Raw genomic sequence first — 13,041 nt, forward strand, 5'->3', positions numbered from 1 at the left:
ACATGAGCGACTACGGTTATCGCTCGTCCTCATCCCCCGAGGGCGGACGATTCTTCAACAACGGCGACATACCTGAGGACGAGCACAGCTCCCGGTCCCATCCTTATGGAGACCAAGGGAGCTACGGTTCGTATGGTTCAGCCCCCTCCTCTCCCTCCGGCGGCACCAGCTACGGTTCCTCCGCCAGCGGCAGAGGAAGCAGCTCTGAGAGCAACCCCTACGGCTCTTCCTCGGGCACCTACGGCAGAGGTGGGGCGGCGGGCCCGACCTCAGGCGCGGCGTCCGGAGCCTCTGGCGGCCGTGCCTCGGCCAATGCTTACGGTTCCAGCCCATATGGTTCACCCGACCAGGACAACCCGTATGGTTCTGCCGCTGAAGGTGGCTACGGCAATTCCTATGGCAGCTCAAATCCCTATGGTTCTACCCATTCGGGCGCCTCGGCGGGCAGCGCTTCGGTGGGCGGAGCAGCGTCGGTCAGCGGTGCCTCGGCTGGTAGCGCTTCGGTGCCCGGCCCTGAAGGTCCCTCGCCAAGCGAGGCCCCCGCTGGAGCGGCTCGCGGCTCGGCCTCGGTGACGGGAACCCGCCGCAAGGGCGTGCGCAGCGAAGAAGACATCGCGGCGCTGAGGAAGAAGAAAAAGCAGAAACGCCGCCGTAAGGTCTACATCGCGATGGCCGCGGTGTTCATCATTATGATGGGCGGCATCACCGTCGCCGGTGCCATGTTCTTCCAGTCGGTGGAGATGCCCGACCAACTCTCTCTCGAAGAGACCTCATTTGCCTACTATGCCGGTGGCGAACATGAGATGGGCTCCTACGGCCAGTACCACCGCAAGCTTATTCGCGACACCGAAGACGTGACCGACGAACTCAAATGGGCCACGATCGCGCTGGAGGACCGCACCTTCTACGAACACCCCGGTGTGGACATGAAGGGCGTCATGCGCGCGGTGTGGAACAACGTCTCCGGTGGCGACAAACAGGGCGCCTCCACGCTGTCGATGCAGTATGCCGGTCAGCTGGCCGACATTCGCGACGACATCAGCTACACCCGTAAAGCCTCTGAGGCCGTCATCGCGATGAAGATGGACCGGCAGATGTCCAAAGACGAGATCCTCATGAGCTATCTGAACATCGCTTATTTCGGGCGCGGCGCCTATGGAGTGGCGGCAGCCTCGGAGGTCTACTTCGGCAAGCCGTATGAGGAGCTCGACTACGCCGAGGCCGTGTATGTGGTCATGCAGGTCCAAAGCCCCAACGGCTTCTACGACCCGGAGATCAGCGACCCCGAAGAGGCGCATGATCGGATCATGAACCGTTGGTCGTACGGCGTAAATGGTCTGGTGGCCATCAATGAGCTCTCCGGCGTCACGCAGGCCGATATCGACGAGCTGATGGAAAAGCACGAAGGCGTCTACCCAACACCGATTGAGTTCGACGAGAATCCGGGCACGTATGGAGCCAACACTCCGACTGGTTTTGTCTCCCACGGCTACGTCTATGCGGAGCTGCGCGACCGCTTTGGCATCTCCTATGACCAGCTCTATGGCAATGACGGATACGACGGTGGTTACACCATCGAGCTGACCATCGACAAGGAACTTCAGGATGCCGCCGAGAGGCTGGCATACCGAGGGCCGCTCAACGAGGACGGCGACGGTTTCGAGAACACCGAGGAAGCCGCGTTCCTCTATAACTACGCCGAGAATATGACCGCTTCCATTGTGGTCGTAGAACCCGGCACGGGTGAGGTTTTGGCCTATTACGGCGGGCCCGACGGGACCGGTATCGACAAGGCCGGGCCGAACAACCCGCACCCACCATCGTCGACGTTCAAGACCATCACCACCGCCGTCGCGATCGACAACGGCGCTTCCATCGAGTCCTGGTGGGACGCGCGCAGCGGCCGTACGTTTGACTCGCTGGAGGGTTCGGAGCAAGAAGAGGACGGTATTCGTAACTCTGGCGACAGTTCGAATCCGCCGGAGATGACGTTGCAGGACTCGCTCATCCAATCGAAGAACACCCCGATGTTCTCCATTGCCGACACCTACGGGGCCTCCTCGGTGTTGGAGACGGCCGCCAAGCTGGGCCTGACCCACATGAAGCGCAATGACGACAACTACCTGTTCGATCAGGACGGCAACGTCACTCGCTTTGGCCCAGAGAAGGACGACGACGACAACTTCGTTCTCGATGAGAACGGCAACATCGATCGCTGGATTCCCAAGGACACCGACGAGGACGGCAACCCGGTGGCCATCCCCATCGACAGGGACGGTCCGCGTGCCATTGTGGACAACCACGTGAGCTTTGGTCAGTATGACGTCTCGGTGAAGGACATGGCGGTCATTTACGCGACCATCGCCAATAACGGCCAGTACAACGAACCGCACTTCATCAAGTCGGTGACCGACCACAATGGCAACCCGGTTCCTGAGAAGCGGGAGCTACGTTCCTCGCAGGCGATTTCGCAGGAAGTCGCCCGCGACTTGCAGCACGTCGGCAATCAGATCACTCCGATTCCCCAGGGCAATGGCCTCAACGATGGCCGTCCGTTCTTCGGCAAGACCGGGACGTGGGAGCGTGACTGCCACAGCGCGGACATGACCCCCTCCTGTGAAAGGGGGCAGAACTCCCACCTGTGGTACGTCGGGGCGATTCCGCAGCTGAGTGTGGCCGCCTGGGTGGGTGACATCGGCGACGAGAACGGGCTGCTCACTAATGAGTGGGGCGGTACCGAGGGAGTCTTTGGTGGCACGATCGCTGGCCCACTGTGGGCCGAATACATCCACCAGGCGGTGGAGAAGAAAGGCTACGATCCACAACCGTGGTCGGACCCGGTGCGGGTGGGCAGTGCCGAAAACGGAGAACTGCATAGCTACCCGGCCGACAAGCTGGTTCCCGGCGGGGCCTTCTGTTCGGCCTTCCCCGACCACGGCCCCTGTCGGGAAGCCAATGACGACGATGACGACGACGATGACGACGACAACGACCGTGATCCCTTGTGTCGCATCTTCCCCGATCGTTGCGACGATGGCGATGACGACGACGATGATGACGACGACAACCGCGGCGACTTCGGAATTGATCCGCCCGGTGAAGACGAAGAATAACGCCGGTGCGCGCCTAGGCTAAACGGCATCGGCTAAGACAACTTGCACGTAGTGGGGGCCCGAGACTTTGTCTCGGGCCCCCACTACGTCTGGGAAGACTCCAAGTTTGCAGATCATGCGACCGCTAACGCTTCAGTTATGAAGCAGGTCTAGGCAAAAGTCACTTTCGGCTTTCAGGTCGGCTTGTTTACCTGCGAAAACTTAGCCTCCTGTGGCCTTGAGTTTGCGCTTTCGCATCGGCCTCAAGCTACGGCCCACCATCTGGCACGGGCTCATCGCTCATAGGACACAATGACGGTCATGACCCAGGGAAGCGAGACCGGCGAGCCAGGACCCGACCAGGCTGAGGAGCCTAGCGTCGCCGGCGCTGCGAAGCAGGCCAGTCATGGCCGTGATCTCATCGTGGCACCCTCGCAGGAGGACGGCATTGTCCGCGCCGCCAGTGAACTCATCGGCGGCCCGCACGGGGAACACGCCCGCACTCCCCGGCGGGCGTTTTGGACTCCGATTCGGGTCATTCTCCTCGTCGCGGTCGCCGTATTCGCACTGTCGTGGCTGCAAAAGTACCCTTGCGCCTCCGGCGGCTGGGAGGACTATCAGCAGTACACCCAAGCGTGCTATACCGACATTCGCGCTCTGTACGGGGCCGAACGCCTTAATGAGGGAGCCGTTCCCTACCGCGATCACCCCGTGGAGTATCCGGTGTTGACCGGCTGGTTCATGGGTATCTGGGGCTTGAGTTCCTATGAGATCGGCCAACGCAGCGACATCAATGATGGCGCTCTGTTCTATCACCTCAACGCGATCGTCTTGTTTGCCTTTGGTATCGCGGCGGTCTACGCTCTGTACGCGATGCGTCGTAACCGTCCCTGGGACGCGATGATGCTGGCGGCCGCGCCCATCATGGTCGTCACCGCCTCGGTCAACTGGGACCTATTCGCCATCGGCCTGGGTATGGCATTCTTCCTGTGCTGGCGGCGCACGCACATTTTCGCCGCCGGGGTATTCCTGGGCCTGGCCGTTGCCGCCAAGTTCTACGCCCTGCTGTTTTTGGGCCCTCTGCTGCTGTTGGCATTGCGTAACAGACGTCTGGCCGAGCCACTCATCACCACCGCGACCGCGGCCCTTACCTGGGCGGCATTCAATTTGCCAGTGGCGTATTTCTGGACTGAGTCGTGGCTGGAGTTCTTCCGCCTCAACGAGACTCGCCATATCGATTGGGGTACCGGTTGGTACGTGTTGCGCGACCTCACCGGCTGGGAGGCGCTCAACGACACCGAGTTTGTCAACGACGCCTATTTCTTGGCTTTTCTCACCTGCTGCCTGGCCATAGCGGCCTTGGCATGGCTGGCGCCGACCACTCCCCGGTTCGCCGCCCTGTGTTTCCTGGTCGTGGCTGCCTTCTTGCTCACCGGCAAGGTCTGGTCGCAGCAGTTCGTCCTCTGGCTGATCCCGCTGTTGATTCTGGCGCGGCCCAAGTGGGGCGCTTTCTTGGTATGGCAGGGCGCAGAGTTGGGCTATTTCTTGGCCTTCTACGGCAAAATGCTCGCCGTATCCACTGAGGACCAACGTGGGATCAGCGAAGGCTGGTTCGTGCTTGCCGCCGCCGCCCGGTGGCTGGCAGTGGCATGGCTGTGTGTGCTCGTGGTGCGGGAAGTCCTTCAGCCGCAACGGGACGTGGTGCGTACGACGTCGATGATGAGGGGAGACCCCGAGCCGGGAATCGATCCAGACGCGGGGTTGTTGAAACCCACATTCAAACCCAAGGCGACCGCGAGCTGATCGGGTTAAGCCTCCGGGGGTGAACCGATATTGTGCTGTCGCGCCCACTTCAAGAGTTCGGCTTCGGCCTCGTCGCGGTCCAATGGGCCTCGCTCCAACCGCAGTTCCTTAAGGTGTTTCCAGGCCTGGCCGACCTCGGGGCCAGGCTGCAAGCCAAGCAATTGCATGATCGCGTTTCCGTCCAGGTCCGGGCGCACTGCCCGTAGGTCCTCTTCGGACTGAATACGCGCGATGCGTTGCTCAAAGGCGTCATAGTCGGCTGCCAGCCGAGCCGACTTACGCCGGTTGCGGGTCGTGCAATCGGACCGCACCAGCTTATGTAGGCGTTCCAGCTCATCTCCGGCGTCGGTGACATAGCGGCGCACAGCCGAATCGGTCCATCCAGATTCGCCATAGCCATAGAAGCGCAGGTGCAAGAAGATCAGCTGGGAGATCGAGGCGATGTCGTGCTTGGGGAATCGCAACGCGCGCAGTCGCTTGCGAGCCATGCGCGCCCCCACGACCTCATGGTGGTGGAACGTCACTCGGCCAGATTCGGCCGTTCCCTTGGTGTCGGGCTTACCAATGTCGTGCAAAAGCGCCGCGATGCGCAAAATGACATCGGGCTGACCCTCTTCGTGCGCAAGGACATTGCGCACCACTTGCAAAGTGTGCTCGTAGACGTCCTTGTGTTGGGCGTGTTCGTCAATGGACATGCGCATGCGCGGCAGCTCGGGCAAGAAGTAGTCAGCAAGTCCACAGTCGACCAAAAGCCGGAGGCCGACGACGGGATCTGGAGCCCCCATGAGCTTCACAAACTCATCTCGAATCCGCTCGGCCGTAATGCGTCGCAGTTCCCCCGCCAAGTCGGTCATCGCCTGTTTGACATCAGGGTCGACATCGAAACCCAGCTGCGCCGCGAAGCGAGCGGCTCGCAGCATCCGCAATGGATCATCCAAGAACGAACTCTGCGGTGAACCAGGGGTACGGATGGTGCGCTGGGCTAGGTCGCTCACCCCGCCATAGGGGTCGCAAAACTCGGTACCGCCCTGGCCCAACCGAACGGCCATAGCGTTGATGGTGAAGTCACGCCGGACCAGATCCTCCTCCAGCGAATCGCCGAAGGCCACCTGCGGGTTGCGACTGAGGCGGTCATAGTTGTCAGCCCGGAAGGTCGTCACCTCGACCTGATGGCCGGCGAACATCGCCCCGATCGTCCCGAATTCGGCCCCAGTCGTCCACACTGTGGTCCCGTGCTCTTGCAACAGACGCGTCGTATCCTGTGGACGGGCATCAGTCGTAAAATCCAGGTCTGTACATGAGCGACGCAAAATGGCGTCGCGGACGGGCCCACCCACCAAATACAACCGATATCCGGCAGAGTGGAACACCCTCCCGAGTTCTTCGGCCACGGGCGGGACAGCAATTTGGTTTCCGCTACGGTCAGACATCGATCCGCAAGCTTACACAGGCCGCCGAGCGCACGCTCAACCGCGAGACAATCAGGCGGCGAACGTCTCTATGGTGAAAGAAACGACTCATGGCTGATCACGGCAACAGCGCGGGTCCCCACGGCTGGGGCCAGTTCCAGGGCGACGAGCCCCCACGGAACCGTGCAAACCCGCACGACTCGAGCCCTGGCAGCCTCCCACCTCGCCGGGGACAACCAGGCTACGGCGGCTACGGTGGCTCCTACTCGCACCATCACCCGCCCCCCCACAACCGGCAGCCACCGAACGACCCCAGAGGCGGGCCACACCACCAAGACCAACAATTTCAGCCATACGGATCTCAGCAGCAGGGGCCAACCCCGCAGGCACCCGTCCCGCCCGAGCCTGGAGTTCCCACCTCCGCCCCAGCCAGCGGCGCTGAGTCAGTCGACCCCGCCCAGGGCCCGCCGCGCAAGAGCGTGGCCCGTTCGAGCCTGATCATGGCGGCCGGTTCACTCGTTAGTCGCATGACCGGTTTCGGCCGCACTGTCGTCATCGGCGCCGCGCTCGGCGCGACATTGCTGGGAAACTCCTACACCACCGCCCAGTACTTCCCACAAATGATCTTCGAGCTGGTCATGGGCGGCATTCTGACCTCGGTGATCGTCCCCTTGCTCGTGCGAGCCAAGAAAAACGACCCCGATGGCGGCTGGGCCTTCACCCAACGACTTCTCACTTTGGCGTTCTGCCTGCTGGCCACAGCGACCCTCCTGGTGACCCTCGGCGCCCCCTTGCTGGCCGCACTCATGGCTTCCGAAGGCAACCGCTCCTTGGTCACGCAGCTGTCCTATCTCATGCTGCCCGCGATCCTGTTCTACGGACTAGCCGCGCTGCTGGGCGGCGTCCTCAATTCCCGGGAACGCTTCGGCGCTCCCATGTGGGTGCCCATCATCAACAACCTGGTGGTCATCGGCGTCGGTATCGCCTTCTTCATCCTCTATACCCGCAACCAGCCCATCGCCGAGGACGGCGAACGGATCGGGTTCACCCTTGAGGCCATCACTCCGGGAATGATCTGGCTGCTCGGTGCCGGAACCACCGCCGGAATCGTGCTGCAAGTGCTGGCGCTGTGGCCCGCCTTGCGACGGGCGGGGTTTCGCTGGAAGTGGCGTTTCGACTTCCGCGCCGGGCTCGACCTAAGCCAGATCGGCACCCTCGCCGCGTGGACGCTCGTCTTCGTCGCGTTCAACCAAATCGCCGTCATCGCCGTGCTGCGCATCGCCAACGCCGCCTCCGACACCACCGACGGGTTCGTGCCCGGGGCGCTGGTCTACAACAACGCCTATCTGATGATGATGATGGCCCATGGAATCGTTGCCGTCTCGGTGATCACCGCGCTGATGCCGCGCATGGCATCGGCCGCCGACGACAAACGGTTCGCGGAAGTCGCCGCTCACATGTCCTCCGGAGCGCGAATGGCGGGCCTACTTCTGGTGCCGATCGCCGGGGCGTTCATCTTCCTGAGCGTGCCCATCTCCCAGGCGATATTCCAATGGGGTTCCTATACCGAGACCGCCGCGCTAGCCACGGCGAACGCCCTGTTGGTCGTGGGCCTGATCTTGATCCCGTTCTCACTGAGCCAACTGCAGATCTATGCGTTCTACGCACTGACCGACACCAAGACGGTAGCGTTGATAACGATTCCCGTCGTAGCCATCCGCATCGGCGGATATCTCCTATCGTTCGGGATACTTCCGGCGCAATGGGTGGTCGTGGGGCTGATCGTCTCCAACGGAGCTTCCTACGTGGCCTCGTTCGGGTTGTCATTGATGCTCTTGCGGCTCCGCCTAGGGCTGCTTGGAATGCGACATGTGGCAACGGGTTTGCTGGCCATGGCCACAGCCGCGGCCGTCGCCGGGGCCGCGGTCTACCTTTTGTGGATGGCGTTGCCGGACTTCTCGGGCAGCAAAGGCGGTCAGATCGGCATTGCCATGCTCTTGGGCACCATGTTCATCGTCCTCTACGCACTGTTGTGCTATCTTTTGCGGCTTCCGGAGGCCAGGAAGGTTTCGGCCTCAGTGCGCGCAAAGCTGGGTCGGTAGGCCAGCTACCATTCAGATGAGCCCTGTTAGATGACACCGTCTATCGGCCATCGCCATCACGCTCGATTGAAGGCGTTTGCTCAATCGGTGCCGCCGCCGATACCGTTGCCATACTCATAGCGAACACGAACGCCGACTGCACCCACGCCCGGCGCAGAGCAACCGCGATGACGACGACACGACGCCGCGCGATGAGTCTTGATCCCCGAAAAGGAGGGACCACACGATGACCGACGTAGATGTCCCATCCACTGGCGACCTTCTGGCCGACCGTTACCGCCTCGACGAACCGGTCAACGTCGACACCGACGGGCGAGAAGTCTGGCGCGGACTCGACGTCCTGCTTAACCGCAAGGTGGCCGTCGTCATCAACACGCCCGGTGGTTCGGAGGCCGCACCGATGATGGAGGCGGCCGTGGCCACCTCACGCATCGGACACGCCTCATTGGTCGACGTCTACGACGCGGTCGATGAAGGTCGGTTGGCCTATGTGGTGCGCGAATGGGTCGAGGGACAATCGCTGCGCGAAATCCTGGAACACGGCCCGCTGGACGGGCAACAGGCGCGCGACATTCTCTCTAGCGTGGCCGGGGCCGTGGCCGCCGTGCATGCCCAAGGCATCTCTCACAGCAACATTCACCCGGGAACGATTCTGTTCTCCGAGGACGACCGCGTCATGGTCACCGAGCCGCGCTCGAAGCGCGCCGGGGAGAAGGCCGACGACGTGCGTGCCATTGGCGCGACCCTCTATGCCTGTGTGACTGGGCAGTGGCCGCACAACGTGCCCGGTTCCGAAGGACTACCGGTAGCCGATCCCGACGAGTCGACCGGCGAGGTACGGCCGCCCAAGCAGTTGCGGTCGGGTTTGCCGCAAGGGCTGAATTCGCTGGTCATGAGCCTTCTAGCTGCCGAGCCATACCCCAGCACCGCCTCTGAGCTGGCCGCGGAGTTGCGTAAAGACGCCAACCAGTTGGCCGCGGACACGACCTTTCACAGTGCCGCGCACGACACCGTCGCCGCAGGTGGTTCGGTCGCGCTCGACGCCACTAGCCCCGATCTGCCCCCGCAACGCACCGATACTGCGGAGTCTCTCCTCATTGCCGAGGGCAAGCCGGGCGAGAAACGCCAGGAGGACGCCCCGGCCGGGATGCGCCGGCTGGCGATGGTCGCCGCCGCGATCGCTGGAGTCGCCCTCGTGGGCGTGCTTGCCAGCGCCGTCATCACGCAAGGCGGTGGGGCCGACCCCGATAATGCCGGGTTGGTCGGTACCGACGATGACGATGGGGAGTCCGAGGAGGAGGAGCAGACCTCCGTGCCCGAACGGCTAGAGCTGGACGCGGCGCAGATTCGCATTGTGGATCCGCCTGATTCCAGCCGTTCGGAGTTGCAGGGCACCGAATTTCTTATCGACAATGATTCGTCGACGGGCTGGTCTACCCAGACGTATTACAATCACGCCAATTTCGGGAACTTGAAGCCAGGCATGGGCATTTTGATGGATTTGCGCTCTGAGCAGGAGATCGCCTCGGTGCGGCTGCACATGACCGAGCCTGGGGCGACTGTGGGTTTGCGGGCCGGGGATGTCGATCCGGGCAGTTCGGAGTCGGGCGATCAGCAGATCGCCGACAATTACACCGAGGTGGTCGCGCCCATCGCGAACGTTGATGCGAACCTGGAACTGACCTTGGAGGAGTCCGTTACCACCCAGTACTTGATGGTGTGGATCACGGAGCTTCCACCGGTTTCAGGAGGATATAAACTGACGGTGAGTGATATCAACGTGTACGTGCGATAGGACGTTGACTCCGAATATGCCCAAGCCCACCCCTAACTGGACCAGCGACGACTCTGGCGAGCCCACTGACGCGGAGTTGTTGCGGCGTCATGTCGACGGTGATTCTGAGGCCTTTGGCATTTTGTTCTCTCGTCACCGCACTCGGCTGTGGGCGGTCGCCGTTCGTACTATTGGCGATGGCGAGGAAGCCGCCGACGCGCTCCAGGACGCCATGGTCAAGGCGTATAGGGCCGCCTCGTCGTTTCGCGGGAAGTCAGCGGTGACCACCTGGCTGCATCGTATTGTGGTCAACGCGTGCTTGGACCGGTTGCGGCGCAATGCCGCCCGGCCTGCCGACGCTTTGCCCGAACACTTTGACATTCCTGATTCCCGCCCGACTCCGGCCGACTCGACGACTCATATGGTGGTGCGTGAGGCGCTGGCGACGTTGCCGTTTGATCAACGGGCGGTCTTGGTTTATATCGACATGCTTGGATATTCTGTCGCTGATACCGCCCAGATATTGCAGGTCCGCGCCGGGACGGTCAAATCACGAGCCGCCCGCGCGCGCAAGCGCCTTGCGTCACAGTTGGCAGAGCTGGGGAACCGGGAAGGGTTCTCGCGCGTCTCACCTACAGATGATGCCGCTTTGGGCGCGCCCAGAACCGGGCAGACGGACACCGAGAACGGCGCCGCCGGGCCTCCAGGTGAGGTCGCCAGCGGCACAAGCGAGGTGCGGAAGGAGGGGAAGCGACCGTGAAACCTAACGAAGATCACCCAGCGCCCCGCCGTATGTCCTCACACCAGGTTGCGCAAATGTTGAGTGCGGCCTCGTCGGATTACGAGGAGTTGCCGCAGTCTCTCGAGCGCAGACTCGACACAGTGCTGGCCAACTTGCCTTCGGCAGAAACCCTTCACTCCGAGCGCCCTTCCTTGGCTCGCAGCTGGACCCGTCGCTTCCAGATTCCACGTTTCCGCTACGCGTTGGCTTCGGCCGCGACCGCTGTCGTCGTGACCGTGGGCGGCGTTTGGGTCGCCTCGCAGATCACTCAAACCGGCGATGTGGGCGATGAGCCGCCGACTATCGCCGGAGAGAGCCCGACCGATACCGAGGCGGGCACGCTGGATGAATCCGATGACGACATGGGCGCGTTCAGCGATCCCGAGGATGGGGTGTGGGATGGGCAGGAAGAGACCGAGACCCGTCCGTTGCCACCGTCTGAGTCGGCCTTGGAGACGCACACCTCTGGTGAGAACTACTCGCCCGAGGATGATCTCGCGGCCGCACTGCGCGACCTGGTGGACGTTGACGAACCGGCGAACGTGCCCGATGACCTTCGTGGCCTCTACACCAACGGCGACGAATGGGAACGCTGCCAGAGCGCTATCTTGCGCCACTACGACGCCATTCCGATCATGGCCGACTTCGCCCAGTTTGAAGACCAGCCCGCCGTGTTGGTCGCGCTGGTGGGCGAGTCGGGCGATTCGGTAGCCGTTTTGGGTCCTAACTGCGGTTTCCCCGATGTCGACGAGCTATTTTTGCAGCGGACACCTTAAGTTCCCTCCTAGACGCATGCGTACGCATGCCCCAGTCCGGACCTCTCGAAACATGTGTTTCATAGGGTGGGAAAGGTGCTCGGGCCCACACGCTGTGACCAGATACGGCCGCTCCTGGTGTCGTTGAGGGAATGTTTGCTCTTTACGATGGCGTTGAAGGTGTCGTGACGTGCGTAAGCAACGTGACACACCCCGAGACAATGCGCGTTAGGAGCGAGGCGAAGTGAACGACGTACGCAAGGTCATCATCATCGGGTCGGGGCCGGCTGGCTATACCGCCGCCCTGTACACGGCCCGAGCTGACCTCAAGCCACTGGTTTTCGAAGGTTCCCAGTTCGGTGGGGCTTTGATGACCACCACTGATGTGGAAAACTTCCCCGGCTTCCCTGACGGCATCATGGGCCCTGACCTCATGGACAACATGCGCAAGCAGTCCGAGCGGTTCGGTGCCGAGCTTGTCTCCGAGGATGTGACTCGGGTTGATCTCAAGGGCGACATCAAGCGCGTCTGGGTCGGCGAAACCGAGTACCAGGCTCACGCGGTGATTCTAGTCACGGGGTCGGCTTGGCGTCCTCTGGGAGTGCCCGGTGAACAGGAACTGCTCGGCCGTGGAGTCTCCTCTTGCGCGACCTGTGACGGTTTCTTCTTCAAGGGTCAAAACATCGCCGTGGTCGGTGGTGGTGACTCCGCGATGGAAGAGGCCACGTTCCTCACCAAGTTTGCCGATCAGGTGACAATCCTGCATCGCCGCGAAGAGTTCCGCGCCTCGAAGATCATGGCCGACCGCGCCTTGGAGAACCCGAAGATCAAGGTGGAGTGGAACACCGTGGTCGAAAAGGTCGAAGGTGACAACAAGGTCGAATCGTTGTTGGTCCAAGACACCAAGACTGGGCAACAACGCAAGCTGGACGTCACCGGGCTGTTCATCGCCATTGGTCACGACCCCCGTTCGGAGCTGTTCCGCGATCAGGTCGACACCGACGAAGATGGCTATGTGCTCGTTTCCGCGCCCAGCACTCGTACCAGCCTGCCGGGCGTTTTCGCCGCTGGCGACCTGGTAGATCACCAGTATCGCCAGGCCATCACGGCAGCCGGCACTGGTTGCTCCGCAGCGCTCGACGCCGAACGTTACGTCGCCGACCTGGGATTGTAACGACCATCAGGCCGCTGGAGCCTCGGCGACACCTCGGTTGCGCACTGCCGCTGAGGCGCAGATGAGCTCGGGGCCACCTCATGTGGTCCACAGATGGCCGCATCGAGGCTAAAGACTTCCGTTGATACGCGGTGTATCGACGAAACACCGA

8 protein-coding genes are annotated in these 13,041 nt (G+C 62.2%); 7 read left to right on the forward strand and 1 reads right to left on the reverse strand.

The features are described 5' to 3' along the window. Nucleotides 1-2 precede the first annotated feature (2 nt). Both JQS30_RS16690 and JQS30_RS16695 read left to right on the forward strand, forming a co-directional pair. Entirely contained in the window at nucleotides 3-3,113 is a 3,111-nt protein-coding gene (locus JQS30_RS16690; protein ID WP_213171364.1) for a transglycosylase domain-containing protein, read from the forward strand. A gap of 300 nt (nucleotides 3,114-3,413) precedes the next feature. After that, nucleotides 3,414-4,895 (forward strand): glycosyltransferase family 87 protein, encoded by a 1,482-nt coding sequence (locus tag JQS30_RS16695; RefSeq protein WP_213171365.1) that lies wholly within the window; start codon nucleotides 3,414-3,416, stop codon nucleotides 4,893-4,895. A gap of 5 nt (nucleotides 4,896-4,900) precedes the next feature. On the opposite strand, the gene JQS30_RS16700 is transcribed toward JQS30_RS16695, so the two are convergent. After that, complete coding sequence (locus JQS30_RS16700; protein WP_213171366.1) at nucleotides 4,901-6,325, reverse strand: CCA tRNA nucleotidyltransferase; 1,425 nt, start codon at nucleotides 6,323-6,325, stop codon at nucleotides 4,901-4,903. Between the two features lie 89 nt (nucleotides 6,326-6,414). On the opposite strand from JQS30_RS16700, the gene murJ reads away from it, so the two are divergent. The 5 genes from murJ (at nucleotide 6,415) to trxB (ending at nucleotide 12,890) form a co-directional block, all read left to right on the forward strand. Then, nucleotides 6,415-8,406 carry a murein biosynthesis integral membrane protein MurJ gene (murJ, locus tag JQS30_RS16705; protein ID WP_213171367.1) on the forward strand — a complete coding sequence of 664 codons (1,992 nt, stop codon included), beginning with the start codon at nucleotides 6,415-6,417 and terminating at the stop codon, nucleotides 8,404-8,406. Between the two features lie 226 nt (nucleotides 8,407-8,632). Beyond that, nucleotides 8,633-10,201, forward strand: a complete 1,569-nt coding sequence (locus JQS30_RS16710; protein WP_213171368.1) for a protein kinase family protein — start codon at nucleotides 8,633-8,635, stop codon at nucleotides 10,199-10,201. A gap of 16 nt (nucleotides 10,202-10,217) precedes the next feature. After that, nucleotides 10,218-10,940 (forward strand): RNA polymerase sigma factor SigM, encoded by a 723-nt coding sequence (gene sigM / locus JQS30_RS16715; RefSeq protein WP_213171369.1) that lies wholly within the window; start codon nucleotides 10,218-10,220, stop codon nucleotides 10,938-10,940. Further along, the gene (locus JQS30_RS16720; RefSeq protein WP_213171370.1) at nucleotides 10,937-11,737 is read left to right on the forward strand and encodes a hypothetical protein; all 801 of its coding nucleotides are present in this window, start codon (nucleotides 10,937-10,939) and stop codon (nucleotides 11,735-11,737) included. Before sigM ends, JQS30_RS16720 begins: the two co-directional genes overlap by 4 nt. A 223-nt stretch (nucleotides 11,738-11,960) precedes the next feature. Continuing rightward, nucleotides 11,961-12,890, forward strand: coding sequence for a thioredoxin-disulfide reductase (trxB, locus tag JQS30_RS16725; RefSeq protein ID WP_213171371.1), 930 nt, complete (start codon nucleotides 11,961-11,963; stop codon nucleotides 12,888-12,890). The last annotated feature ends 151 nt before the right edge of the window (nucleotides 12,891-13,041 follow it).

Source organism: Natronoglycomyces albus, assembly GCF_016925535.1.
GTDB classification, from domain to species: domain Bacteria; phylum Actinomycetota; class Actinomycetes; order Mycobacteriales; family Micromonosporaceae; genus Natronoglycomyces; species Natronoglycomyces albus.